Below are 26,195 nucleotides of genomic sequence, written 5' to 3'. Positions count from 1 at the left end.
GTATAAATTTATTCACAAATAAACGTCAAATATATATAATGTATAGTAAATATATATTCTGTAAATATACTATGATTTTTTGGAGTGATTTCTTGGATTTACATAAGCTTAAATATTTTGTACAAGTCGTTGAAAGCGGCAGTATTTCACAAGCTGCCAAAGCATTAAATATGACACAACCACCACTTAGTATCCTGATCAATCGGTTTGAGGAAGAAATGCAAGTCACGTTATTTCAAAGGTATAAAAAGAGACTAGTTTTGACTGAAACAGGAAGACTACTCTATGAGAGAGGGGTCGAACTTTTATCCAAAACAGAAGATATAAAACTAGAATTAAAAGAACAAGGAGAAGGTTTAAGAGGTACTGTACGCGTCGGGTGTATAACATCTGCGAATCTATTTTTAATCCCTAGCGTTGTACAAGACATTATCTCTGAATCCCCTAATGTCGTAACAAGGGTTAAGGAAGGCGATTCTTCGTATATTTTAAGTGAACTAAGAAACGGAGAACTCGATCTAGGAATCGTGCGAACGACTTTCCAGGCGGAAGATTTACAAACGACAACACTGTTAACAGAACCCTTGCTATTAGCACTGCCTCCAGATCATTATTTAACTGAGAAAAAAGCGATATCTCTACTAGACTTAAAGGATGAGAACTTTATTTTACCTAATACTACCTTTGGATACGGGATCTCTGACCATATCATTGAATCTTGTCAAGCTGAGGGATTCACACCCAACATTGTGTATTGGGGGACTGAAACGCTGCCAATGCTTCAGATGGTTTCCAAAGGGGTTGGAATCTCGTTTGCACCAAAAATGTATAAAGCTCTAAATGGCGTTGAGGCCCATTTAGTCGAGTTAAAAGCGCCTGAACTAACAACAAAGCTTGTATTAGTTACCATGAAAAATCGCTACAGAACTCCTGTTGTGAATCGATTTATGGGGAATACAATTGAGATTGCGAACTTATGGCCGTAATTTTATAACTAAAACAGCCCCGAATGAGCCAATGCTTCATTCGGGGCTGTTTTTATCATTTAATTTCGATTTAAAATCACAAGTTTCATTTCCGTCATCTCTTCAACGGCGTACTTCAATCCTTCTCGACCTGTTCCGCTTTGTTTCACACCACCGTACGGCATATGATCTACCCTGAATGTTGGTATATCATTGATGAGCACACCTCCGACCTCCAATGCATCTACAGCATCAAGGCCTTTATGGATGTCATTCGTATATACACCAGCCTGGAGTCCATATTTAGAATGATTCAAGCATTTAATCCCTTCTTCCACAGAAGATACTTTGTTAATTGAGACTATAGGAGCGAACACTTCCTGGCACGAGACTTTAGTATGTAATCCCGCATTTTTCACTACAGTAGGGTGTAACGTGGTCCCTTCTGCCACTCCACCATAGGCAATCTCCGCTCCATCCTCTACTGCTTCACGAAGCCAATCAATACTTCTTTCAACATCTTTTTTAGAAATCATAGAAGAGACATTGGTATCTTCACTTAATGGATCGCCTATGACAAGCTTTTTCGTCTCTTCTAAAAATTTCTCGACGAAGGCATCATATATTTGTTCGTGCACATAAATTCGCTGAAGAGAAATACAAACTTGTCCTTGATAAGCAAAAGCACCTTGAACTGCTCTAGGTACAACCTTATCAAGATCTACTCCCTCATCTACAATCACTCCTGAGTTAGAGCCTAATTCCAATGTTACCTTTTTAAGACCTGCTTTATTTCGAATACCAGTCCCAACCTCAGGGCTTCCTGTGAAGGTGACTGCGTTTATTCGACCATCTGTTACAAGCGCTTCCCCTACAATACTCCCTTCGCCTGTAACTACATTTAGTCCACCTGCTGGCAAACCTGCTTCTTCCGCAAGTTCAGCAAGAAAAAAAGAGGATAATGGCGTCTGTTCTGCTGGTTTTAAAACAACAGGGTTACCAGCTGCTATAGCAGGGCCCACCTTATGGGCAACCAAGTTCATTGGAAAGTTGAATGGGGTAATCGCTGCTACTACTCCTATCGGCTCACGTACCGTATAAGCCATACGATTTTCTCCACCAGGCGCAGCATCAAGAGAGATCGTCTCCCCACCAATTCGTTTGGCTTCTTCTGCTGCAAATTTATAGGTCTGAATCGTCCGCGCCACTTCTCCTCTCGCTGTCTGAATTGGCTTTGCTGCTTCTTTAGCAATAATTTGAGCCGCTTCTTCTGAACGATCCTCCATGAGTTTTGCTATGTTTTCTAAAATATATGCACGCTCATGCGCAGGCATTTTTCTAAGTTTAGTTGAAGCACGTTTAGCTGACTGAACAGCTTGGTCCACTTCTTCTTCAGATGCTTCAGGTACCTCAGCTAATACTTCTTGAGAGTATGGCGCATATAGATCCTTATAACTTTTAGCTTCGACCCATTTCCCATTCACATACAGATCCTTTTTTACTAATGTAGAATCCATGACCTCATCTCCTTATCTATTGTTCTACTGTATCTAAAACGACTTCTTCAATGACCTGTAAAGCTTCATTCAATTGATCATCCGTAATGACAAGTGGGCATAAAATGCGGATAACATTGCTGTATAATCCAGCACCTAAAATAACAACACCACGTCGATTACATTCTGCAATGATTTTTCCTGCTAGCTCTTTATTTGGCTCTTTTGACTCTCCACCTTGAACCATTTCCATCGCAACCATTGCGCCTAATCCACGGACATCACCAATGACATCCGTTTTTTCACTTAATCTATTGAAGTGGTCTTTCACCATATTTCCAATTTCTACAGCTCTTTCATTTAATCCTTCTTCTTCAATCATGTTTATGACCTCAAGAGCGGCCACGCATCCGATTGGACTTCCTCCGTAAGTGCCCCCAATCTCACCTGGGTTTGGCGCTTCCATTACTTCAGCTCTACCTGTCACTGCACTGATCGGAAATCCAGCAGCAATAGACTTGGACATAGTAATTAAATCTGGTTCTAAACCAAAATGCTCGGAAGCAAACATCTTCCCTGTCCTCCCGAAGCCAGCTTGAACTTCATCAGCAATAAGAAGGATGCCATGCTTGTTACAAATGCGTTGAATCTCCTGCATGAAGTATGTTGACGGAACGATAAATCCTCCTTCTCCTTGTATAGGCTCTAAAATAAATGCCGCAATATCTTCAGGAGGTACTTCCCCTAAGAAGAAGTCATCAATTTGTTTTAATAGATAATCGTCTAACTGGTCATCTGTCATTCCTTCTGGCTTTCGATAATAATACGGATGGCGGACTTTATACGTATCTGTTGCAAAAGGACCAAATCCATTTTTATATGGCTTAACCTTACTTGTTAACGACATGGTCATCATGGTACGGCCATGATACCCTCGATCAAAAGAAACGACCCCTCTTCGGCCTGTATACTTACGAGCAATCTTAACGGCATTTTCAACAGCTTCAGCACCCGAATTTAGGAAAAACGTTTTCTTCTTAAAGGCACCCGGAGTTATTTGATTTAATTTTTCTGCAAGGTTCACATACGGCTCATACATCGCCACGTGAAAACAAGGATGAATATACTTTTCCACTTGTTTTTTTACAGCATCAACCACTTTAGGAGGGCAGTGTCCTGCGTTCAAGGAACCAATTGCACCAGCAAAATCAATTAATGTGTTTCCATCTACATCGGTAATAATTGCTCCATCCCCTTCCTCAATAAAAGCAGGTGATGTATTAAATGGACCACGTGGAACATGCTCTTCTTTACGATCTAATAATTCTTTTGATTTCGGTCCAGGTAATTCTGTTTTGAGGTTAATATAAGATGTTGTCACGGTCATAAACGACACTCCTTTTTGATCTACTTATCTTCCTTTTTATGCAAAAAGTGTGCCAACTGAGGAGCATTTACCTTAAAAAGGTTTCTAGATACTGATATAGAGAGGAACTCTTTAGGGGTAAAAATAAAACCCAAAAGAGATTCAGTAAGCATACGGGCTTTTTTAAAGTCTCATTTGGGTTATTTGAGTCATTTTTGACTTATGTGTTTTTGTATTTTTCGAATGGCAGAAGATTGGCTAATGTTTAAGAGCTCAGCTATTTTGTAAGAGGATGGATGATCTTTATATAAATCCTGGAACAATTCTCTTTCCTGTTTCTCTAAAAAATTTTTCAGTGAATCGATAGTATCATAATGAACTACTTGTTGCTTAGAAGCAGTGATGTTCCCTGGTAGCTCTCTAACATCCACTTCAGAACCTGAAGCTGTAACAATAATCCGTTCCATCATATTTTCGAGCTCTCTTATATTACCCGGCCATTTATAATTCATCAAATGTTGAACAGCATCTGTAGATAAGGAAACGTTTTTATCATACTTGTTCTCCACGAGCTCTATGTAATGTTTAATTAATGGGAGAATATCATCTTTTCTCTCTCTTAAAGGCGGGATATCTATTGGAACAACATTTAGACGGTAATATAAGTCTTCTCTGAATTGCCTCTCTTCCACCATGGCTTCCAATGATTTATTCGTCGCAACGATGACACGCACATCAACAGGAACATCCTTGATGCTCCCTATCCGAGTAATTTCTTTTTCCTGAAGAACCCGTAGTAATTTCACCTGGAGATGTAAAGGAAGTTCACTAATTTCATCAAGAAAGATTGTTCCTCCATCTGCGCTTTCAAAAAGACCTTTCTTACCACCTTTTGAAGCCCCGGTAAAAGCACCTTCAACATATCCAAAGAGTTCAGATTCAATTAGGTTTTCAGGTAATGACCCGCAATTAACTGTCAGAAATGGCTGATTTTGACGAGTACTATGATTGTGCAGTTGTTTAGCAAGTGCCGTTTTTCCAACACCAGATTCTCCTGTGATCATTACAGTTACATCGGTTTTAGCCACTTTTGAAACCAAATCCATTACATGCTGCATTTGTTTACTAACAAATACGTAACCTGAGAAGCGTGCGGACTTTAATTCATCAATTTCTTCATGGTACTTTTCAACTAATTGTTCCATTTCTTCAAGTTTCTTTTTCAATTTCTTAACTTCAGTAAGATCCTTCGAGTTACAGATTATTTTCTGTAAGCTTCCATCTTCAGATAATACTGGATTAGCAGTAACTAATAAAAACCTTTCTTGGCTAGTCTTTTGAAACATGGTAACTTGTTGTTTTGTATCCATTACTTTTTTCGTAACGGATTGATCAAAAACACCCATTGTTTCAAGTTCTTCAACGGTTTTGCCAATCAGATCTTTAGCATCAATGCCATAATTTCGTTCACAAGCTGAGTTCACTTGAATGGTTATGCCTTGTCCATCTGTAACAAAGATCTCGTCATAGGAAGAATCAAATATCATTTCTAACTCTTTATTTCTCTGTTGCAACTTTCTGTTATCTTCTACTAACTTACCCATTTCACTTTGCAAATGAACTCACCACCTTCTTTTTTATGTATATCTACACCATTCGTTTAAAAACTAAAGATGGAAAACGATTTGCTCTGCAGGAGATACATATAAATTTTAAGAATATTTATATAATTTGTCTAGTGCCTGGCACCATTCAAGTGTTTTCTTTTTTATGACAACAACCTATTGTGCACATGCACAAGAAACGAGCTTGTCCTCCCCAACAACTTCGTGCTCACACACATTGTGTCATCCCCCTTCTAAATTGTTTAATAATTATAAAGATTCTTAAAGAAAGGAGGCAAAAAAATGAATGTACTTATTGCTCCCGACTCCTATAAAGGTAGTTTATCTGCCATCGATGTTTCTTTGATTATAAAGAAAGCGTTTACAAACGTGTTTGAAGATGTTCATTGTGTAACCGCTCCAATGGCAGATGGTGGTGAGGGAATTTTGGATACACTACTCTTTTCTACAAGTGGCCAGGAAATCCATCTGGAGGCTACAGGTCCATTAGGTGACAAGATCTCCACATCCTATGGAATTTCTGGTGATGGTGAAACAGCGATCATTGAAATGGCAAAAGTCGCTGGTCTTCCTATGATTCCAAAAGATCAACAGAACCCATTGATGACAACCACATACGGGATTGGTGAAGTACTCCTTCATGCCATGAAAAAAGGATATCGCAAGTTCATTATCGGACTTGGCGGAAGTGCCACGAATGATGGTGGTTTGGGCATGCTACAAGCTTTGGGAGCTCGTTTTACCGATCGGAACGGAGGATCTGTTCAACCGATTGGGGCTTCGTTAGCACATATCCATGAAGTTGATTTTAGTGGGATCTCTCCTACTCTTCAGGAATGTGAAATCAAAATTGCAAGTGATGTGGAGAACCCACTTTGTGGTCAAGAAGGGGCCTCCCACGTATTTGGTCCTCAAAAAGGGGCTACACCCGAACAAATTGAGCAGCTTGATCAAGGCTTAGCTCATTTTGCATCAAAAGTTGAGAAACATTTAGGTCAGTCCTATCAACGGACACCAGGTGCTGGTGCTGCGGGTGGTTTAGGATTTGGTCTCCTCGTAATTGGGGCTCAGCTCTATTCCGGTGCAAAACTGGTGGCCGATCAAATTCAGCTAGAGAACAACATCGAAAAAGCTGACCTCATTATTACGGGAGAAGGTCAAAGTGATTTTCAAACTCGTTATGGAAAGGTTCCGAGTTATGTAGGAAAGCGAGCGAAGGAACATTGTAAGCCTTGTCTGTTGATCGCAGGTAGTTTAGGTGAAGGCATCGATCAGCTAGATGACCTTTTTGTTAGCTATCATTCGATCATGAATAAACCAATGAGCTTGGAAGAGGCCATGGAAAATGTAGAGAATCTTTTATATGAAACGGCTGTGAATATCGCCAAGTTAGTGAAAGCTTTCAAAACCAATTAGAAAGGATGAGAAAAGATGATTGAAGGACCGCTCTTATTTTTAATTATTGTGTTAGGTGTTGCCTTTATTGTATTTGCTACTGCGAAATTGAAGCTACACCCATTTCTAACCTTACTCGTAGCCGCTTTTGGCGTCGGAATCTTTTCAGGCATGCCACTAACTGACGTAGTAAGTGCCGTGAATGATGGATTTGGCGGACTCATGGGCTACATCGGAATCGTCATTGTAGCCGGAACGATTATTGGAACGATTTTAGAAAAGTCCGGTGCGGCGATCCGCATGGCTGAAACGGTTCTCCGTGTGGTTGGGGAAAAACGACCGCAGCTTGCAATGTCGATTATCGGCTCAATCGTAAGTATCCCGGTATTTTGTGACTCCGGTTACGTAATTTTATCGAGCTTAAAGAAAGCGCTTGCGAAACGAGCTAAAGTTGCCTTAGCTTCCATGGCCGTTGCGTTGGCGACTGGTCTATATGCCACGCACACGCTAGTCCCACCTACTCCAGGACCGATCGCTGCAGCTGGTAATATTGGTGCGAGCGATTACCTTGGAACGATCATTTTAATTGGTGCGATTGTCGCAATCCCGACGATTTTTGCTGGATATCTCTGGGCAACACGTGTTGCAAAAAATATTGAAATTGAAGGCGAACACGATGACCACATTGATTATGATGAAGTGATTAAACAGTTTGGCGATCTTCCTTCTACAACAAAATCATTTGCACCTATTGTTCTACCAATCTTATTAATTGGACTTGGATCTGTTGTGAAATTCTTTGGTTGGACTGGTGGCGTAGCTGAGTTCTTTATTTTCTTAGGCGCACCTGTTGTCGCTCTTATTATTGGTATTTTTGCGGCGTTCCCACTTATGCCGCAATTAAATGAAGAAACGCTGACAAAATGGGTTGGCCAGGGCATTACCGATGCTGCTCCTATTCTATTAATTACAGGTGCAGGTGGCGCGTTCGGTTCTGTGATTAAAGCAACACCAGTCGCTTCACTAATCAAAGGCTTTGCAGATGGCGGATTATTAAATGGAGCTCTTATTCTACTTATTCCATTTGTTGTCGCTGCAGCTCTTAAGAGTGCACAAGGTTCCTCTACCGCTGCTTTAGTTGTAACGTCATCATTGATTGCACCTATGCTCCCAACCATGGGCATTGAAGGAGCGATTCCACTAGCCCTTGTTGTCATGGCAATCGGCGCAGGCGCCATGACGGTAAGTCACGTGAACGACAGTTACTTCTGGGTTGTGACAGAGTTCAGTGGCATGGAGGTAACAGATGCCTATAAAGCACAAACCATGGCCACATTGGTCCAAGGCATAACAGCAATCGTATTCTCTATTATTCTATGGGTGATCTTAGTATAAAGCAGTGCCTGACCCCCACCACGTTAAAGTGTTAACACAGTGGGGGTCAGGCACTTTTCTAATAGATAGGATCACAAAGACCTACATTATCTTCATTCTCCGTCCATTTCGTATAAATTTCTAATGACCACTTATCTGGTACTCTTTTATATTCATTCTCTTCAATCCATTTGTGCAGATGTGAATAGACCTGAAAGATCTCTGAAGCATGCCCTTTAAAGTTTAGTATTGCATACTTCTGTTCAGGAACAACTAGACTAACCATCCCTTCAGGAATATCCTCAAATTCATGCACCTCATAGCAAACCCAATAACCGTCATCTTCTTTTGAAGTCTCTGATGCTTTAAATGCTCCGATAAGGTTAACCGGATCTACTATATGTTTTATTTCATTTTTGCGTCGATCTAATGACATAGATGCTTTAGGGATCTCCTTCCCATACCCTTCCATATCCTCGCAAACCACACGAAATCCAACTAATTTCTTTTCCTCTACTTCTTTTACACCCTTTATATTTATAGGATTTGTTTTCTCCATCTAATCAATCTCCTTTCCTTTTCCCTCTTGTTTCATTTCTGTAATAGGTTATTTTTTCCTTCTTTTCTCTTATCTGGTGCCTGCCCCCACCACAGTAAAGCATTAACTCAGTGGGGGTCAGGCACTTTTTAGGGTGACACTTTTAGGTCTTTAGATTGATACGTGCACTTGGTATAATATTTAAGTTGACTTAAATATACATGTTTTCAGTACAATATTCACAGTACTTTTAGCATCATTTTTTTGACATTTCGTATCACCAAAAAGACTTTTGGAGTATATATGAAACAGTATAAGAATTTATCCCTTATAATTATATTGAGGAACTTTATAATTCTCTTACACATAGATGAAATCAAAATGACCTTTACTTGTGAGCACCTACTATAAAACTCTCTTTATCATTAGTAGGTTATCTTAGCAAAATCCTATTCATAGTAGTTGGTAACATTAAGGAGGCGTAAAAGTCTTATGTTTTCAACATTAAAGCACTATCAACATTTAAACCTTATTTTCAACAGCATTCAAGATATGGTTTTCTTAATAGAAGTACAAAAAGATGGCACTTTTCGATATAAGAATGTAAATAACGCAGCTATAAAACAGAGTAACTTGCCAAAAGACCTAATTGGCAAAACGATCCATGAAGTCATGCCTACAACTTCAGCAGACATTATTACAGAAAACTATCAAAATGCTGTTCAATCAAAGAAAGAAGTATCCTATGAAGCAGAGATCTTTATTCACGATGAAGATCCTAGTCAATTTAAAAAAAGATATTTTGAATCGCGGGTCACTCCAGTCTTTAATGACCAGGATCAATGTGAGTATCTTATTTCGATTACGCACGACGTTACGGAACGTAAAGAGCATGAACAAAAACTGAGATTAGAGAAAGCCAAATTAGACATAATCTTTAACCATGCCGCTGATGCTGTATTTACGTTTGATTCAAAAGGAGGTTATGTAACTGTAAATCCTGGTTTCACAAGGTTATTAGGATGGGAAGAAGAGGAGTTGCTAAATGACCCATCTCTAAGTATTATTCCAGATGAATATAAAGATGATTTCAATAACATAGTAGAAAAACTTACCAATGGAGAAGTCATTGAAAACCATTTATCGAAACGTTTAACTAAAGAAGGAAATACAATCGATGTTATTTCTTCCTATACACCCATCATGGAAAATGGCAAATTCCTAGGTGGTGTAGCCATGTATAAAGATATTTCTGAATTAAAAAGAATGACTGAGCAATTAAGAGATAGTGAACTACGATACCGTCAAATCGCAGATCATGTGTCTGATTTAGTAACTGTCATTGATAAAAATGGCACGACACTATATGCTTCACCTTCTCATCAAGATATTTTAGGGTTGCCTCCTGATTTTTATTTAGATAAATCGATTCTTACGTTTTCACATGGGGATGATATGAATAACATCCAACATTTTATGGACAGCATCATTCAAACGAAACAATCTCAAAGTGTGGAATTTCGAAGAATCACAAAAGATCGAGAAACCATATGGATCGAAGCAAAGGGCACCCCTGTTCTTGATATTTCAGGAAATGTAGATCGGATTATTATGATATCAAGAGATATTGGGAAACTGAAACAACGTGAAGAAGCATTTAAACATCAAGCCTTACACGATCACTTAACAAACCTTCCTAATCGTAGAATGTTTGATAATGCTTTAGATACTGAAATGGAAAAAGTAAAAAGAAGTAAAAAGCCATTAGCTGTTTTTGCACTAGATTGTGATCATTTTAAAGATATCAATGATAATTACGGTCATGAAGTTGGAGATGAAGTTCTTAAAGAATTTGCCAATCGTATTAAACATAATGTTAGTGAACGTTCCATTGTCTCGCGGATAGGTGGAGATGAGTTTCTAATCCTCCAACCAGACATTAGAAAAAAAGAAGATGCTACTTCAACTGCCAAAAGCATCTTATCATCCATGAACACCCCTTTCCAAATCGGTCACTTAACGATCCTCGTAGGTACAAGTATTGGAATCTCTTTTTATTATGGAGACGAGATTAGTGAGGAGAACCTTTTAAAGCAGGCTGATGATGCTTTATATGAGGCTAAACAAAGAGGGAGGGATCGTTTTAGAGTCTATGCGGAGAGAAAACAATACTCTCTATGGCAGCGAATTAAACACTTCTTCAGGCTAAGAGGGAGATAAGGGAACAGGTACACCGGATTTAAGATAAATAAGGAATGAATGTGTTCTATAAAAATGTTTCTTTTAAAACGAAAAAGAAGCTAACCATTTACTATAAGGTTAGCTTCTTTTTTGGTACCTATATTCTAGTAAATTGCAGACCTGACTTTACCTGACATCGTTATAATTCTGGTTGTTTAACTGATCTGTGTATTCCACAAAAAGATCTTTACACCCTAAATCTAATGTTAAATTAATGACTTCTTGTAACTCTTCTAAAGTAGGTAATATGATGAACTCTGTATCGCTATAACACACTATGGCTTCGTTGTTATAGTAAAATAAGTAAAAACCATCTTTTGTTTTACCTTTAAACACCATAATAGCTCCAGCGTTCTTTCTATTCTTTGGATGGACTAAACGACATTTCGTTCCTATTTTTAGTACTTCTGTTTCGTCTAGTAACCTTTTCATATGCTCCCCTCCTCTTTTCTATACATCCACGCTAGCTCCAAAGTTGGAATTACCATGTTTTTTAGAGAGAAGATCAAATATATAGTCGCTATTCCCTTCATTTGAGATTATACAAATGTCTCCTCCCCTACAATCTCAGGAATTTGTAATAGATCAAAAACTTCGTACACTTCCTCCTTAACATCAGAGATTGTAACTTCGATATTTTGTTCTTTTAAGCGTTTAACAATGTTAAGCAAAAGCCCCATCCCTGAGGAATCGACAAAAGGAACATGCTCAAAGTTTAGTTGAATTATTTGAAATTCTAGTAAACAAGGGATTAAATCATCATTAATCATTTCAGTTGCTTCAATATCCAAGTCCCCAACTAGATTTACTACCCCTCTACTGTCCATTTCATTTATGGAAAACTTCAGCACCACACTTCTCCTCCTAATCTAGTCACTCTAATATGATTTGATTTTGATCATTCAAGTATCCTGTAATTTGCTTTCGATCTGCATTTAACGTACGGGTCACATTTCCGATCTTCAGAATGGTCCCTTCCATGGCTTTATGAATATATATTTTCTGATCACTTGGAACAGATACGATTGTTTTTGTACCGCTGCCTGACCCAACCTCATCTATACGAACGCCTAATCTACCATATACTTCTCCGCCACGAACGACACCAAAAACATTTAGTTTTCCTCCAGAATGAACTTTCGAGTTGATACAGCCATTTCCAATGATATTGATATTTCCACTGCTATATAAATTACTGTTGGTTGCATCAGATATGGTAATATAAGATTCAGGTTCGATAGGCTCTTGGCTTAATTCATGTAAATCAAACATTTTCTTCGATAGGTTTTCTAAGCGTTCAATGGTGATAAGTTGATTTGATAACGTTTGGAATATTTGCGTTAAAGATACAGAAATAAAGGACCAATCCTCACTATCCAGATATTTTTCACCTTTATTTACCACAGTTTGATATTGATTTACAAGAGAAAGGAATCCTTTAAACCTCCTCTCTAGCAAAATACGAATAAGGGGTTGTAGACCACTTACAGAAACATCACTAGATTTAAAGGCTGATGTCTGAGATAGCTGTTTGATAACCGCAATCATTTTTTCAAGTTGACCGTGTAACACCCCTAATATATGTCCTAGTTCAGCAATTAACATGTTGTTCTTACCTGCAGCTATGTCAGAGCTAGCAATATTCCCTTTTACAACGATAGACTTCGTCGTATTTAATTCAGCTTGATTAACTGAACCATACACATAAATATCACCTTTAGCTTCTACTAGCATGTTCTCTTCAACTTCACCTAAGATATCAACATCGCCATGGAAGCGAATGTTTCCTGAAGATAAATTCACATGGTCATCATGAACATATTTTGGCATAATGGAAGCAGAGACAAGTTGTCCTCTACGTTCAACAAAAGGACGGCCTGATTCTGTAGCCACTAGTTTATCATCCACTTCAATCATCCCATTTCCCAATTTAAGTTTAATTGGATATGTTGGTTTAGCTGGTATAGGTTCATTTGTCACAGTAACTCCTGGTGTGCCTGGGAGAGGAGGATGAACAATTGCAACAATTTGTCCTTTTTCGAGTTTTGGAATTGAACGACTCTCTCTAAAATCTACGTTTCCAGATTCATCTTCTACGAGTCCATTTCTAGGATTTACATCAATTTTTAATTCGATCCATCCGTCTTTACCTGATTCTGCTTTTTTCCCGTTAGCAATCTCGAAGACTCCAGGCTCTTGAGTATTCATTGCTTTTATGATTTCACTTTGATTTATTCCATAAGTTACATGAAGGGCATTTATTTTTTTCATGATCTCTTCATAATCTATTTCATTTCTTACTTCTACCGTTTCCTCAACACATAATTCAATATGTTCTGACGGTTCCATATTTTGTACATTTCTCTTAATGATACAACCAGGTTCAATATGAAGACGAGCGCTTAATCCACTTGAATCAATCGATACATTCCATGTTGTTTCTTTGATTTGTTGTTGATTTTCTATCTCTATTTCAAATTGATCTTTCTCAGATATTATCGTGGTATGTTCCTTTACAACTTCACCATTTTTAATAAGCTTAACGCCTTTACAAGAAGTTATAGTTGAAAAGTGTGATGGAGAATTTTTCACGAAAAGTTGATTATCCTTCACCCATACTTTCCCTTCTAAATTAGACGGGGACATATCTGTGCTAGGGTACGAGTCATTCATATTCAATTTTTGATTTTCTATTAAATATGGGGAAAGATTTTCAATGTATTCTTCAAATGAATCCATTTCAGCTTTAAAACTTGATTTCTCTGGTTGAGTTTGGTTTTCTTCCAGACGATTAATAGACAATTTTACTACAGCCTGTTTTCTACCAACTCCCATAAAACCTTTGTTTTCTTTTTGTAAAATTTCAATATTCACTTCTTTTTTTGAAGCTTCTAATAAATTTAAGCCTACATTTACAGCATCTTCAATCGTTTTCCCCTTGGAGACGATACTTTGCATCTTCATGCCCCCCTTTATAGTTAATTTAAAACCGGGGAATTATAACTTGAAACTTTTGTTTGACCTTGATGAACCTTTAATAACACCATCGTAATATCATCTTTTTGTTGTACATTTTCTGTAAAATTATCAAGAGATTCTATAACTGAATTCTCTATATCTTCTACTGCTTCTGCATAGTTTTGTTGAAGAACCTTCCGTAAACGTTCTGTTTGAAACATATCCCCATCTGAATTTTGTGCCTCTGTGATCCCATCTGTATAAAAGAATACAAGTTGCTCATCTAATAACTGAACGAAATTTTCTTTATACGTATTTTGGGGTAATCCCCCAAGCATTACACCTTTCACTTTCGGCACTTCTTCTATATCTTGGTTTGATTTAACAACCAAAGGAAGGTTATGTCCTGCACTCGCATAAGATAAAACATTTGTTTCCGGGTTCCAATCTGCACATAAAACGGTAACAAATGAATTCAATGTTCGAAGGTCTGAATACAATGCTTTATTCATAGCCGTTAACGTTTCAGATGGTCCTTGGGTGCTTTCAGCAGCACTGCGAAACGCCCCTCGTGTTAATATCATAAGCATAGCCGCAGGAATCCCTTTACCCATCACATCTCCAATGATAATCCGAAGTTTACCATTTGGTAGAACATGAAAATCATAGTAGTCTCCACCGATTAGACGTGCCGGTAAAGAGTAACCAGTTACCTGCCCTTTCTCTAACGTTGGTTGTGATCCATTTAAGAGTTCCATTTGTATATTACGAGCTAGTTTAATTTCTCGTTCTAATGTTTTGTTGGCGTAATCAGTTTTAGTTTCAAATAACATTTCTCTCCGAAACATTCTACATACCCTCCTTTTGCAAGGAAGCCATAATTTCAAAAACCCCAATGGTATCAAAAACCTCTCGAACCTCTGGATTCATACCAACCAACTCTACCTCAAATTGCTTATCATTTGCTTTATGGGCAAGATTAATAATTGCACCAATTCCAGTGGAGTCGATAAATTCTAATTCAGAAAAATTTATTGTTACTTTCTTCGTTCCTTCTTCGATCGAACGTACTCCCTGTATAAAAGGTTCCATTGAGGAATAATCTAGATAACCACTTATTTTTAATGTACACTCATCTCTACTTTCTTTTGATTTTCTTACCATTAAATCTTCACCCATCTCGCCACCTCCTATTTAAAGCCGCGATTTTTGTTTCTTATCTACTAAGGACTACTCTATTTTTGTTCTAATTTAAAATTAGCCATATGTTGTAATACAAGGTTTGATATATCTGATAGTTCACTTGACTCATAATGGAGCGATTTAAGTAAGTCCGCTAATGTGAGTGTAAAATCTGTAGATGATGCCGTCTGACCTTTAGCCACTTGCTTAATGTTCTCAATATCCTCTAGTATTTCCTCATTCTTTTCTTCTTCTGGTAGAGTATTTAGGTAATCTTTTAACTTATCCAAAAAGTCTAGTGTATCGTTTAATTGCTCGCGTGAACGAGCCGTTTCCTTTGTAGACATCTTAAACATTTTCTCAACGGATTTTGATGCTTCTGCTTCCAACATAATAGACATTTGTTGCACTTTTTGTGCCTGCTCTCTGGTTTCCTTCAGAACAGCCCCAAGAGTGTTCGCCATTCTATTTGCACTTTCTGAAAGCTTCTGTAGCTCACTGTTATCAGTCACTTTACTTTCAGCAGTTAAATTACCAGATTCCAATAACCTAATTTGTGACTTTATCCGTTGTATATTTTCATAGATTCGATTAAAAAATCTAGCAGTTACCAAGAATAATACAAATAGAGAAATGATTCCTGTTGCAATTAGGATATAAGAGTGTCGATATAAAGGGGCACTTAACTTTTGATAATCAAATGATGTGTAGACGACATAATCTTCATTAATGGGTAAGAATACTTTAAATACTTTCTCATTGTTGATTGATTGCGTTATCATTTTTCGTTGAAGATTACCTGCTGTTTTCTTTAAAAATTCAATGTCATCATCCGTCTTATAGTTAAACTCTCCATATTCTACCTTCTTCAATGGAGGATACAATTGTTTTTCTAAACTAGGATCTTTAAATACTTTAGGATTTAAAACAGCAATCTCTTTTATATTTGGAGTATTGTCTTTAATATCATCGATTCGCTTTTCCGTTCCCGTTTCTTTCGTATATTGATAAACTTCATTGGCCTCTATATAAATGTTAATGACATAGGAAGTTCCTGGGGCATGATAATAGGCATATTTAAAGAATGTGGGAACTTCATTTTGAGAACCTGATGGTGCAATAGGTAGGACAATGGCATTTTTAGAGAGATACGTTGCCCCTTCAATATCAGGTTTAACACCATTGAATATCTTCTTACCAGCTTCATAATAACCATATTTCTTTATACTAAACCCTATTTCATTAGGGTTCGTGGACTTTACACCAACAATATCATCCTTTGTTTTATTAAAAAGAGTTATACCGGCTAAATTAAACTCATCTTTTAATTTCCCAAGATCTTCGTTATAAATTTCATCAATAGTTTTACCCTTTAGTTTATCTGTAATGTTTTTAGACATGGAAATAAGTTTCAGATCAATTTGGTGTTCAATTGCATCAGCAGATATTTTAGTTTGTTCAATATTTTTATCTATATTTTCTGCTATCATCAACGCCTGATTTTTAATTTCTTTTTTTGCATATACATTTATATAATAGAGTTGAAGCACGCCTGATAGCAGCGTGATAATCAAAAGGATCGATAGCATTTTGGTTAAAAATGACTGGCGAAGTGTTTTAGGCTTCAACATAAATATCTCCTCTTTCATTTACTAGGGGTGGATGTTTGTCTTCAAACCAATCAACAGTTAGTTTTAATAGGTCCTGAATTTTATGGTTACAACAGTGTGACTCTTCTGGGTATTCCACGTACTGTTTACCATAAGGAATTTTTTTGAATAAAAGCTCCATTTGTTTATAGGGAACCATCGGATCTTTTCCTCCATGAAATAAAAGCACTGGAGCTCGATAATTTATTTGATCAAAATACGGAATAGAAGAAGTTTCAGGACTAATTATGTGGCAAAAATCCATTCGCTCCATAAAATACTTTGGTAAATTCATATTCTCTAATTCAACCCCAGGACTAACAGCAGAAACTTTCTCAACCAATGGATGTGCACTACCATAAAGTGCCCATGATGCTCCCAAGCTTGTACCAAATAAATAGATTTTCTGATCTGGAAAGCTTTCCCCTGAATAGTCAATGACAGCATTAACAAATGCTTCCCACCGCTGTCGTGTACCTATTAAACCGTTCAGGTATGTTTCACCTTGTCCAGGTCCATCAAAGCTTACTGTGATATAGTTTTGTTCATTAAAATACATCTCATATTTATAGAGTTCTTCTTTTGAAGAATCAATCGGATTGATAATAATGATGCATCCTTTAGGGTTTTTCGGATAGCGAGTCCTACCATAACAAATATGGCCATCAATTATGAGCTCCACCGATTTCGTTTCAATAGAAGACAAATCGTCTGCAGCTTTCATAAGAGCTTTGCACCTTTTGTACCAATCTTGTTTATACTCATTGTTCTGAGGAAAAACCCAATAAATTAAGTTATAATAGAGTGAAGCTTGTCGTAAAAGTTGTTCAGCCTCTCTGAAGCGATTGGTTTGTTTCTTCGTTTCAGCTTGCTCTTTTCGTTTTATAGCTTCATTTTCTAATGATTCAATCCAGTTTTCTAAAGAAGTCAATGGCTTACGGTCTTGTTTCGGGAAGTCTTCATGTAACCCATGCGCCACCCATCGATCCCAAAAGCCATCAAACAAATAGGTCGTTTTTAAAGTTTTACGTATGGTTTTGACTTCCTCTTTTGGTAATAGATTCATTTCAAATCCCTCCCCTTCATTAAAAACTTCCTATTTAGCTTCCATCGTTCTCAAAAGCTAATATCAACGTTGAACCCTTAGAAGAAGTATGCAACATCATTTGCTTAACGATCTTCATCATTAATGTAAACCCTTGTCCTAACGATTCTTTTGTCGAGTACCCTGACATCAATGTCATATTCGGTAAGTTTTCCAAATCAAAACCTGGCCCCACATCTTCCACGATGACATGGGTGTAATCAGTTTGATAGAAAATCGAAACTTTACCGTGATCTGCATGCTTCAATATATTTGTAACAGCTTCTGATATTACTAAAAGCCAGCTCATAAGAGAACTTGAGGAGATTCCTATTTCTTGCAACACTTCTTTTGCTAAATCACGACACTTCGGAATATCTTCTCTCTTGTCGACATTCTCTTTTAATAGAATGTCACCAGTTTTATATTGTTCTATTTCATGTTCTTCTATTAATTTAAATTGTTTTTGTGTAGCAGCATAAATAACATCTCGATAAATTTTCCATTTGCTTTGGTCATGTTGATTGGCATCTTCTGATATATCTTGTGATTTCGTTTTTTGATCCTGCTTTTGACACAAGATATACAAATCAGCTTTGTGCTTATTAAAAACAGTTAATAAACTATCTTTAACATCCGTTGATAATACAGCCTTATGGATTCGATCTTCTATGTCTTCGCCTAATTCAACCCACTCTACTAGATTGGTTGCTAAGTGGATGAACCTCTTCTCATCATCGATTTCTTCATTTGTTAAGCAATAATAAAATAGTGAATCCGCTGATTTTTGATTTTCAAATAAACAAAAAGCTAGATCTCTAGCAAGAGTGCCTATAATGACTTTTCTTTTTAAGGTTAGAAGATTACATTTATTTGGAAGAGTAGGAAAGTTTAATTCAGTTTTTTTTGATTCATTTCGATGAAAAACCTTCCTAAATAAACTTGGCAACGCCTACCCCTCCTTTGCTATAAAATCCCTTCAGGTGGCATTATTGTAATTTCGTCCACTACAGACTGTTTAGGTTGACATAATAAAAATGCTATATGTTCTGCAATGGATTCAGCTGGAATCATGTTTTCTACATCTGGTTTCGGGTGAATATGATCCCAAAAAGAGCTATTAACTGCTCCAGGCAATACAGAGGTAATTCGCACACCTTCTGTACGTAACTCTGCTTGGAGCACTTTCGTTAACCCTAATACACCAAACTTCGATGCAGAATATCCGCCACCACCTGCTAATGCCGTATTACCTGCAATCGAAACAAGATTTAAAATTTGTCCATCTTGTTGTTGTTTCATTTGTTTTCCGAAATATTTGCATGAAAGATACGTCCCACGAAGGTTAACCGTGAGCATATCATCAAAGTCTGTTGTATCTGAATCTATGACACTTGAAAACGTTCCTACACCTGCTGCATTAATAAGAACATCTATACGCCCAAACCGTTTAACAGACTGGTCAACAAAATGTTTAACCGATTCCTCATCTCGCACATCGATTTCAAGCGGATAGACTTCTTTTCTTGTAAATTGTTGACCTAATTCCGTTATATCTCTTGCCCCAAGAACAAGATTTGCTTCATGTTGATCCAATAATTCAGCCGTTGCTCTACCAATCCCTCTACTGGCCCCTATTATGACCACAACTTTTTCTTTCAATTGGGAGTAGACCATTAAGCACTCACTCCTGGACCCATGTATTCAAAGTAGTTCTTTTCTGTTTCCCATAGGCCAATTTTATATAGGTTGGGTAAATAAGGAGAAAGCATATCATACATAACTTTGGCAGCTACTTCAGAAGTTGGGTTTAGTCCCTCAAACTCACTGGTATCTAGGTTTAAGTGTTTATGATCAAATTTGTTTAACACAACCGAATCTACTATTTCATCTAAGTAAGATAAATCAGTAATCATCCCTGTAACAGGGTCTGGTATTCCCTCAACTGTAACCTCAAGGTAGTAATTATGACCATGTCCATAAGGGTTATTACACTTCCCAAAAAGTCGAATATTTTCTTCGTCTGATAACTGATCACTGTGTAATCGATGAGCAGCACTGAAGTGATACTTTCTTGTTAAACGAACCATCTTTTCTTCCTCCTTCTCTGCATATAAAAAGGGATTTTCATGTAGTCGCAACCTATGTAACTCACAATTTTGTAACTTCGGGGATATTGCGTCCCATAAGTATGTGACCAAGTTTTCTGTTGTCGGGATTTTTGTCATAAAATGGGGATGTTCTTTGTTTAGGAACTTCCCGTCTAGTTCCTGATCCACGAATCCACCCACTATTTTCTTGATGTCCACTGTGTTTACAACTACACCAGACGCTTCGTTTAACGCTCCCTTAACCATGACCTCTAACTGATAATCATGACCATGACCACTTGGGTTACTGCACAAGCCAAAAACCTCTTGATTTCGTTCATCGCTCCACTTAGGATTCCGATAGCTGTGCATGGATGAAAAATCAACTCTACGTGACAAATAAAGCATTTCTATCTCCCCCTCATTATGTAGTAGCAATACTTCGTTCAAACTCACGAACCAGAGATTTATCCTCTTTAAATGAACCTCTTTTCACTGTTGTAACTGTAGAGGTTCCAGGCTTTTTCACTCCACGAGCACACATGCACAAATGTTGACCTTCCACAGTTACGATGACACCTTTTGGACTAAGAACATCATGAATAGCTGAAGCAATCTGTTCTGTCATTCGTTCCTGCACCTGGGGACGCTTTGCGGTCAATTCAACTAACCTTGCAAACTTACTTAATCCAACAATACGATTTTCCGGCATATATCCAATATGTGCTTTTCCGAAAAACGGAATCAAGTGATGTTCACAAAATGTGTAATAGTCAATATCTCGCACAACAACCATTCCGTCATAACCTTCCGACTCAAATGTTGTCGTTAAGGCAACAGATGGATCGACTCCTACACCTTCAAAAACTTCTTTATACATCTTTGCTACTCGCTTAGGTGTATCCAGTAAACCTTCGCGTTGAGGATCTTCTCCAATTTCCTCCAATATGGATCGAACATTCTTTTCTACTAATCCTTCTTTTTCTTTCATGGATTGAATGGACATAATAAAGCCTCCTATAAAAAATCCACCATATATAATGGTGGATATCTAGTTTGGTATAATATACCAACCCAATACTCCACCCTTTTCGGTAACCTGGCTATCGTAGTTAAATACCTTAGACCCATAGGCTTTGCGTCCCCATTTTTCAATGAGTTTGCCATTTTCGTAGGGAGAAATCATTGTCTAAATTTGTCTATAAAGTTATAATATATGTGATAGTACTTTTCGTCTATTTAATTTGTCCCCTTTCAAGTCATTGAAAGGGATTTCGTAAGTATGAGAATTACCTTTTGATGTAGATTTTCTATACCATTTAGATACATTTAAATACTTCATGGAGAAAGTCATTAAAACACAAAAAACCTAGATAACAGCACTTTTATAGCACTAATTATCTAGGTCCACTTATAACTTATTCAGAATCTTGGTTGAGTGATAGATGATAACACTTGGCAATCGCTTGAGATCGATCCTTAACCGATAGTTTTCGAAAAATATTACTTAAATGGTTTTTAACCGTATGTTCACTTATATATAAAGTTTGTGCAATTTCCTTGTTACTAATCCCTTGTATAATCAATTCCAACACGTCAATTTCTCTTTTAGAGAGCTTAAATTGCACTTGAATAACATCAAACTCAACACTGATATTTTTTTGCTGGGGTAAGGCTTGTGTGATTTTTTCACTGTCTTCTTCATTTTCCTGTAGAATGAAAGCTGAAAATTTTATTTTTAACTCTTCATGTAAGTGTTTATGAAAAAGCGGTATTTCCCCATTTGATATATAATAATGAATAACAAATAAGATTTGAGATGGAAGTGGGGATGGCTTACTCGGTATCATATCCTTCGTTAACTCATTATAATGGCCGATTATTTGAATTAGAGACTGATTAAAACCTTTATTCTCTAAAAAGGAAAGAGAATAAGCTGATAGTTTACAAGCCTTAAGACATTGTAATTTCTCTTCCTGGTTTAACCGAAGATATTCCGAAAAGTCTTTTACACCTCTTAACATCTTTTTCATTTTCTCATATTGATTAGGTTCAAATTCTTCAATTGCACCAAACAAGCATTCAATAACCACATCTGCATTCTTCTTAGATTGTTCCACATTAATTAAATCAATTGCAATTCCGCCAATTTGTGAAATGCTTTCTAAAAACTCAGTATGCTTACCATTATGATCTTTATTAGCGATATTCACACATAAAACTCCAAGCACTTTATTCCCGCTTGTTAAAGGACTTTCATAAACCCAATCACCCCATGTTGTTTGTTTTAGAGTGGAGTTTGAATCGCTTTTCACTGAATCTTCTTCTTGAAAATACCGATTAATTAAGTCTTCTTTATATTTATTAACCTCATCAGATTGTAATCCTCTTGATACCATATCAAATGATTGAACATCTGTTTCTGGTTTTGTCAATATAGCTGAAAAACGTCCTTTAACTAAAGTCAACGTAGCATCTGTTAAAACATACAAGATTCGACTTTTGTCCTTAATCTTAGAAATGACAGCAAAAATCTCATTCACTACATTTAATCGAGTGTGAACATCTGACAAGTTTTTATCAATACGTTGATAAGCTATACTGCGTTCAATAAATTGAAATACTTGACGCAACATAAACATCGTTTCAGAAGAGAAAAGTGGATTTGTAGTAGACCCTCCAAATAGGACAGCGACATTTCCATTTTCTATAGTTAATGGATAACAATACAAAGCCTTAGGATATAAACCATAAGCTTGTAAATTTATAGTCCGTAGATCATGAGTGATATTCTCCCACATATTTGGTTGCATAGTAACAACAGATTGACCTAAAAAACCTTCTCCAAGATTAAATGTATATTCACACAAATCTACCTGATCATTTGCAAAAAATTTCGTTACCTTGTAGGTATGGGCGCCATTTGTTTTAACGGCTATACCGCTAAATGTTATATTGGGCAAGTACGATGTAAGATGTTGGTGAAGTCGATTATCATCAATTACGGTTTGAGATTGGTCAATTTCATAAAATAAATCGAGCATGGATAAATAAGAAAATAGTGATCCACTTTTATCATTGTTTAGTCTCTGAATTACATCTCCTAGTTCAGCAATCGTTTGATACGATTGCTTTACCTGATTAACAGTTAAACTAGAAATATCATTTTCACACGTTTTAGGGGAAGAAACATAAAAAGGACCAGCTAGAACATAACATTTCTGGTCGTCATAATATCCCCCATAGGTAACAAGGTATTGTGTGTTCTTTGGGACTGAGTAAGGCATTTGTACAGCAGCAACGGAATCTATTATGGAGTAAGCCTCAAGCGCATTTTTCAAAGTTAACTGACAGTCCGATGCATAAGCTCTTGAGCTTGTGCTTACGATTTCACTTTTATGATTTAATAACGTTACCGGTACCATTAAATAGGAATGGTAAGCGGCTAATACAGATTTTAATATTTCACTTTTCAAAACATATCACCTAAATTTGTTCTCTCCTAGGTTGAACATAACGGTATAATTCCCCATCCCTTGTTTCTATCCTTTCAATGATAGATAACTTTAAAAGTTGTTCAAGAACAGGAGACAGTTCATCAACCGTCACACCAGTTCTGAGAGATAAGTTATTGATCGTAGTTGATGCATCTTGATTTCCTTCAAAATATTGGATACATGCTAACTCTAATGTCAATTGATTTTCCTCAATCACATGTTACACCTTCTTTAAAGGTTTATTTTATTTTACTATTAGAAAACTTTGCTAATTGAGAAGTCCGTATTTCACCTATATTTTTTTAACCAAAAAGAAAACCCTTTCACAAAAGGGGAATACATTACATTTCAATACTTCTATTTTAACAAATATCTATATTTTAGAAAGTGGTTTTATATGTCAATATGATTACTCAAATACATAAATTGGATAATCTTCTTATCTAGCTTCTCACTCAAATTGACAATAGATTGTTTTGTGAGATTTGGTTCAGATTGATAAAGATATAACCGTTCCCTTAGTTGTTTAATCTCAAGTTCCAATCGTTTTAATTCTAGACCATGATCATTTTCCATAGTCAATCAGCCCTTATAAAAATGATTTGCCAAAAACTTAACATCTTCATCATTAGATTTGAATGTGTGACAAAATATCTTGGTAAGTACTTATTTCATTTTTCCCTTTTTCTTTTGAATAATACAGAGCCTTATCAGCGTGTTGAATGACTTGTTCCTTTGTCTGTCCATCTTCAGGGAATAGTGAAATTCCTATACTAAATGATGACTGAATCGTTGCCCCTTTAATATTATAGGGTTGCGACAAAGAGTGTTGTAACCTTTTAGCCACACGTTCAGCTTCTTCTCTTGTCTCTATATTTGGCAATATAACGGCAAACTCATCACCGCCGATTCTTGCTACAGTGTCCTCCTCACGCATCCACTTCTTTATTCTCTTTCCTACAAAATATAAGTATTCATCTCCAATATCATGTCCCAAATCATCATTTATTTCCTTAAATTCATCACCATCAAGATACATTAATGCAAAGGATCTATTACTCCTATTACTGTGTGCTAACATTTGGTTTAATCGATCTTCAAATAAGCGACGGTTTGGTAAATTGGTTAAATGATCAAAATAAGCAATCTCTTTCAATTGGTCTTCATAGTTCATTTGCTCGGAAATGTCTCTAGACACTATAACAACATGACTAACTCTTCCATCTTCTCCTTCTACAGGTGTCCCTTTTGACTCATGCCAAACCCATTCATTCCGTGAATTTTTCTTTCTTAATTTGATAGAAAAGGATTCGAGAGTCATTAAAGATTCAAAAAAACTTTTTTTTAAACTCTTTTGATCTTCTTCATGGACTTGAAATGTTAATGGTTGATTTTGAATTTCTGTAGGATCTTCATCAACTAGATAGCAGTGAGATGGTGAAGCATACGTGATATATCCTTTGGTATCATGGAATGTTATTAAGTCAAAGGAATGATCAGCAATAAGCCTATATTTTTCCTCGCTTTTTTGTAACGCATCAAAAACCTCTACCTTCTCTGTCTTGTCTTGCATGATAAAGTAGGCTCCATGAAGCTCTTGATTTAATACGATGGGAAATGTTACAACATCAAACGTTCTAACATGACCTTGATATTGATTACAATGCAACTTTATTTCAAATATGGTGCTTTCCTGTTGTTTTAACATTTGTAACTGGTGTCGAACATGTTCGATCTCTTGATCTGTAACAAGTTCGAGAATTGATGTATTCCGTAATTCTTTCACAGATAGTCCTAAGATCCGCTCACAGCTAGGATTCGCCTTTTGAATCACTCCATGTAAATCCATCTGTAATACGGGATCCGGGTTATACTTGAATAAGGATTCATAGCGTGATTTGCTTTTTTCAAGCTTGTTTTCGATTCTTTTCTGTTCAGTAATGTTTCTTATTAAGGAGCTAACACCTACTACTTCTTGATTGGCATTATAAAGCGGAGACATAGAAATGGATACATCAACTAAAACTCCATCTTTTTTCAACCTTTGTGTTTCATAGCCGCTTATTTTATCACCATTTAATACTTGTTTCAAAAGGGCTTTTGCATCCTCTTCTTTATTATTTGGTATAAAAGGAAGATGTCTATCTTGTAATTCTGATTTACTCCAACCATATATCTCCTCAAATGCTGGGTTTACTTCTACAATTTTTAACTCATTTGACAAGATTAAAATTGCATCAGCTGAGTTCGTCATTAAAGAGCTATAAAGTTCATTTATTCTTGTTAATTCTTGCTCCTTTAACTTTCGGTCTGTGATGTCTCGGGTGATTGATAGAATATGAGTACATTCACCCTCGTCATTTAATAAAGGTGATAAGATATTATGCCCAAAGAAAATGCTACCTTTCAATTCTGCTTGGTCCTCATAGGCAACCGATTTTTTTGTTTCCTTAGCTTCATTGTATTTTTCTTTAATTTGCTGACAATGATTCTCCGGGAGAACATCTTCCAATGTTTTACCTAACCATTTACAGTCAATCTGGAGATGGTTTTTGGCAGCATTATTCATAAAAGCATACTGATAAGAGTCATCGTTGATTTCCATCAGAAATATTAAATCAGAAGTTCCATCTAATAAATGAGTCAATAAATATTTAGACATTGGCTCATTTTGGTCATGAATCAACATCTGAAATAAGTCTAACAATTTGTTCATGGTCATTCCCTCTTCTTAG

General features: G+C 36.7%; 23 protein-coding genes and 1 riboswitch. Of the genes, 4 read left to right on the top strand and 19 right to left on the bottom strand.

The window, feature by feature from the left end:
* Nucleotides 1-92: 92 nt before the first annotated feature.
* Nucleotides 93-986 (top strand): LysR family transcriptional regulator, encoded by an 894-nt coding sequence (locus tag H514_RS0100685; protein ID WP_027445217.1) that lies wholly within the window; start codon nt 93-95, stop codon nt 984-986.
* 59 nt (nt 987-1,045) lie between these two features.
* Here the strand turns inward: H514_RS0100685 and H514_RS0100680 are convergent, their stop codons facing one another.
* The 3 genes from H514_RS0100680 to H514_RS0100670 all read right to left on the bottom strand — a co-directional run bounded on the left by H514_RS0100680 (nt 1,046) and on the right by H514_RS0100670 (nt 5,443).
* The gene (locus tag H514_RS0100680; RefSeq protein ID WP_027445216.1) at nt 1,046-2,482 is read right to left on the bottom strand and encodes an aldehyde dehydrogenase family protein; all 1,437 of its coding nucleotides are present in this window, start codon (nt 2,480-2,482) and stop codon (nt 1,046-1,048) included.
* Nucleotides 2,483-2,498: 16 nt separating this feature from the next.
* Complete coding sequence (gene gabT, locus H514_RS0100675; protein WP_027445215.1) at nt 2,499-3,848, bottom strand: 4-aminobutyrate--2-oxoglutarate transaminase; 1,350 nt, start codon at nt 3,846-3,848, stop codon at nt 2,499-2,501.
* 188 nt (nt 3,849-4,036) lie between these two features.
* Nucleotides 4,037-5,443: a sigma-54 interaction domain-containing protein gene (locus H514_RS0100670; RefSeq protein WP_231566542.1), complete on the bottom strand. Its 1,407-nt coding sequence runs from the start codon at nt 5,441-5,443 to the stop codon at nt 4,037-4,039.
* Between the two features lie 291 nt (nt 5,444-5,734).
* Between H514_RS0100670 and H514_RS0100665 the strand changes: the two genes are divergently transcribed.
* Both H514_RS0100665 and H514_RS0100660 read left to right on the top strand, forming a co-directional pair.
* Complete coding sequence (locus H514_RS0100665) at nt 5,735-6,868, top strand: glycerate kinase (RefSeq protein WP_027445213.1); 1,134 nt, start codon at nt 5,735-5,737, stop codon at nt 6,866-6,868.
* 15 nt (nt 6,869-6,883) lie between these two features.
* The gene (locus H514_RS0100660) at nt 6,884-8,242 is read left to right on the top strand and encodes a GntP family permease (RefSeq protein WP_036841470.1); all 1,359 of its coding nucleotides are present in this window, start codon (nt 6,884-6,886) and stop codon (nt 8,240-8,242) included.
* Nucleotides 8,243-8,300: 58 nt separating this feature from the next.
* On the opposite strand, the gene H514_RS22110 is transcribed toward H514_RS0100660, so the two are convergent.
* Nucleotides 8,301-8,780 (bottom strand): GyrI-like domain-containing protein, encoded by a 480-nt coding sequence (locus H514_RS22110; protein WP_027445211.1) that lies wholly within the window; start codon nt 8,778-8,780, stop codon nt 8,301-8,303.
* Between the two features lie 471 nt (nt 8,781-9,251).
* On the opposite strand from H514_RS22110, the gene H514_RS0100650 reads away from it, so the two are divergent.
* Nucleotides 9,252-10,979, top strand: a complete 1,728-nt coding sequence (locus H514_RS0100650; RefSeq protein WP_027445210.1) for a sensor domain-containing protein — start codon at nt 9,252-9,254, stop codon at nt 10,977-10,979.
* A 147-nt stretch (nt 10,980-11,126) separates the two neighbouring features.
* Here the strand turns inward: H514_RS0100650 and H514_RS0100645 are convergent, their stop codons facing one another.
* From H514_RS0100645 to H514_RS0100570, 15 genes are all read right to left on the bottom strand, one after another.
* Entirely contained in the window at nt 11,127-11,432 is a 306-nt protein-coding gene (locus tag H514_RS0100645) for a hypothetical protein (RefSeq protein WP_027445209.1), read from the bottom strand.
* A gap of 107 nt (nt 11,433-11,539) precedes the next feature.
* Entirely contained in the window at nt 11,540-11,854 is a 315-nt protein-coding gene (locus H514_RS0100635; protein WP_324604023.1) for an STAS domain-containing protein, read from the bottom strand.
* A gap of 19 nt (nt 11,855-11,873) precedes the next feature.
* Complete coding sequence (locus H514_RS0100630) at nt 11,874-13,958, bottom strand: flagellar assembly protein A (RefSeq protein WP_027445207.1); 2,085 nt, start codon at nt 13,956-13,958, stop codon at nt 11,874-11,876.
* Nucleotides 13,959-13,978: 20 nt separating this feature from the next.
* Complete coding sequence (locus tag H514_RS0100625; RefSeq protein ID WP_027445206.1) at nt 13,979-14,806, bottom strand: PP2C family protein-serine/threonine phosphatase; 828 nt, start codon at nt 14,804-14,806, stop codon at nt 13,979-13,981.
* Between the two features lies 1 nt (nt 14,807).
* Entirely contained in the window at nt 14,808-15,137 is a 330-nt protein-coding gene (locus H514_RS0100620; protein ID WP_027445205.1) for an STAS domain-containing protein, read from the bottom strand.
* Between the two features lie 56 nt (nt 15,138-15,193).
* On the bottom strand, nt 15,194-16,771 hold the full coding sequence (locus tag H514_RS0100615; RefSeq protein WP_051254948.1) for a HAMP domain-containing protein: 1,578 nt from the start codon (nt 16,769-16,771) through the stop codon (nt 15,194-15,196).
* Nucleotides 16,758-17,855 (bottom strand): alpha/beta hydrolase family protein, encoded by a 1,098-nt coding sequence (locus H514_RS22105; RefSeq protein ID WP_051254947.1) that lies wholly within the window; start codon nt 17,853-17,855, stop codon nt 16,758-16,760. The genes H514_RS0100615 and H514_RS22105 overlap by 14 nt, the downstream gene beginning before the upstream one ends.
* A 34-nt stretch (nt 17,856-17,889) precedes the next feature.
* Nucleotides 17,890-18,822 carry an ATP-binding protein gene (locus H514_RS23795; RefSeq protein WP_051254946.1) on the bottom strand — a complete coding sequence of 311 codons (933 nt, stop codon included), beginning with the start codon at nt 18,820-18,822 and terminating at the stop codon, nt 17,890-17,892.
* A 17-nt stretch (nt 18,823-18,839) separates the two neighbouring features.
* Complete coding sequence (locus H514_RS0100600) at nt 18,840-19,550, bottom strand: SDR family oxidoreductase (protein ID WP_027445203.1); 711 nt, start codon at nt 19,548-19,550, stop codon at nt 18,840-18,842.
* On the bottom strand, nt 19,550-20,371 hold the full coding sequence (locus tag H514_RS0100595; protein ID WP_027445202.1) for a 6-carboxytetrahydropterin synthase: 822 nt from the start codon (nt 20,369-20,371) through the stop codon (nt 19,550-19,552). The genes H514_RS0100600 and H514_RS0100595 overlap by 1 nt, the downstream gene beginning before the upstream one ends.
* 16 nt (nt 20,372-20,387) lie before the next feature.
* Nucleotides 20,388-20,969 carry a GTP cyclohydrolase I FolE gene (folE, locus tag H514_RS0100590; protein ID WP_051254945.1) on the bottom strand — a complete coding sequence of 194 codons (582 nt, stop codon included), beginning with the start codon at nt 20,967-20,969 and terminating at the stop codon, nt 20,388-20,390.
* A gap of 84 nt (nt 20,970-21,053) precedes the next feature.
* Nucleotides 21,054-21,138, bottom strand: a riboswitch (cyclic di-GMP riboswitch).
* A 243-nt stretch (nt 21,139-21,381) separates the two neighbouring features.
* Nucleotides 21,382-23,439, bottom strand: a complete 2,058-nt coding sequence (locus H514_RS25325) for a LuxR C-terminal-related transcriptional regulator (RefSeq protein ID WP_027445200.1) — start codon at nt 23,437-23,439, stop codon at nt 21,382-21,384.
* Nucleotides 23,440-23,449: 10 nt separating this feature from the next.
* On the bottom strand, nt 23,450-23,677 hold the full coding sequence (locus H514_RS0100580; protein WP_027445199.1) for a hypothetical protein: 228 nt from the start codon (nt 23,675-23,677) through the stop codon (nt 23,450-23,452).
* Between the two features lie 176 nt (nt 23,678-23,853).
* The gene (locus H514_RS25400; RefSeq protein WP_027445198.1) at nt 23,854-24,036 is read right to left on the bottom strand and encodes an aspartyl-phosphate phosphatase Spo0E family protein; all 183 of its coding nucleotides are present in this window, start codon (nt 24,034-24,036) and stop codon (nt 23,854-23,856) included.
* 52 nt (nt 24,037-24,088) lie between these two features.
* Entirely contained in the window at nt 24,089-26,176 is a 2,088-nt protein-coding gene (locus H514_RS0100570; RefSeq protein ID WP_027445197.1) for a PAS domain S-box protein, read from the bottom strand.
* Nucleotides 26,177-26,195: the final 19 nt, after the last annotated feature.

Origin of the sequence: Pontibacillus marinus BH030004 = DSM 16465 (genome assembly GCF_000425225.1) — a bacterium.
Taxonomy (GTDB): domain Bacteria; phylum Bacillota; class Bacilli; order Bacillales; family BH030062; genus Pontibacillus; species Pontibacillus marinus.
The sequence above is the reverse complement of the archived record's forward strand: the minus strand, read 5'-3'. Positions and strand labels throughout refer to the sequence as shown.

What these genes read in the sequence shown, in the direction of transcription:
- H514_RS0100680 (WP_027445216.1), bottom strand. Translation starts at nt 2,482, where the DNA reads ATGGATTCTACATTAGTAAAAAAGGATCTGTATGTGAATGGGAAATGG.
- H514_RS0100665 (WP_027445213.1), top strand. Translation starts at nt 5,735, where the DNA reads ATGAATGTACTTATTGCTCCCGACTCCTATAAAGGTAGTTTATCTGCC.
- H514_RS0100650 (WP_027445210.1), top strand. Translation starts at nt 9,252, where the DNA reads ATGTTTTCAACATTAAAGCACTATCAACATTTAAACCTTATTTTCAAC.
- H514_RS0100615 (WP_051254948.1), bottom strand. Translation starts at nt 16,771, where the DNA reads ATGTTGAAGCCTAAAACACTTCGCCAGTCATTTTTAACCAAAATGCTA.
- H514_RS22110 (WP_027445211.1), bottom strand. Translation starts at nt 8,780, where the DNA reads ATGGAGAAAACAAATCCTATAAATATAAAGGGTGTAAAAGAAGTAGAG.
- gabT (WP_027445215.1), bottom strand. Translation starts at nt 3,848, where the DNA reads ATGACCGTGACAACATCTTATATTAACCTCAAAACAGAATTACCTGGA.
- H514_RS0100630 (WP_027445207.1), bottom strand. Translation starts at nt 13,958, where the DNA reads ATGCAAAGTATCGTCTCCAAGGGGAAAACGATTGAAGATGCTGTAAAT.
- H514_RS0100625 (WP_027445206.1), bottom strand. Translation starts at nt 14,806, where the DNA reads ATGTTTCGGAGAGAAATGTTATTTGAAACTAAAACTGATTACGCCAAC.
- H514_RS0100620 (WP_027445205.1), bottom strand. Translation starts at nt 15,137, where the DNA reads ATGGGTGAAGATTTAATGGTAAGAAAATCAAAAGAAAGTAGAGATGAG.
- H514_RS22105 (WP_051254947.1), bottom strand. Translation starts at nt 17,855, where the DNA reads ATGAATCTATTACCAAAAGAGGAAGTCAAAACCATACGTAAAACTTTA.
- folE (WP_051254945.1), bottom strand. Translation starts at nt 20,969, where the DNA reads ATGTCCATTCAATCCATGAAAGAAAAAGAAGGATTAGTAGAAAAGAAT.
- H514_RS0100600 (WP_027445203.1), bottom strand. Translation starts at nt 19,550, where the DNA reads ATGGTCTACTCCCAATTGAAAGAAAAAGTTGTGGTCATAATAGGGGCC.
- H514_RS0100660 (WP_036841470.1), top strand. Translation starts at nt 6,884, where the DNA reads ATGATTGAAGGACCGCTCTTATTTTTAATTATTGTGTTAGGTGTTGCC.
- H514_RS25400 (WP_027445198.1), bottom strand. Translation starts at nt 24,036, where the DNA reads ATGGAAAATGATCATGGTCTAGAATTAAAACGATTGGAACTTGAGATT.
- H514_RS0100570 (WP_027445197.1), bottom strand. Translation starts at nt 26,176, where the DNA reads ATGAACAAATTGTTAGACTTATTTCAGATGTTGATTCATGACCAAAAT.
- H514_RS0100595 (WP_027445202.1), bottom strand. Translation starts at nt 20,371, where the DNA reads ATGCTTTATTTGTCACGTAGAGTTGATTTTTCATCCATGCACAGCTAT.
- H514_RS0100645 (WP_027445209.1), bottom strand. Translation starts at nt 11,432, where the DNA reads ATGAAAAGGTTACTAGACGAAACAGAAGTACTAAAAATAGGAACGAAA.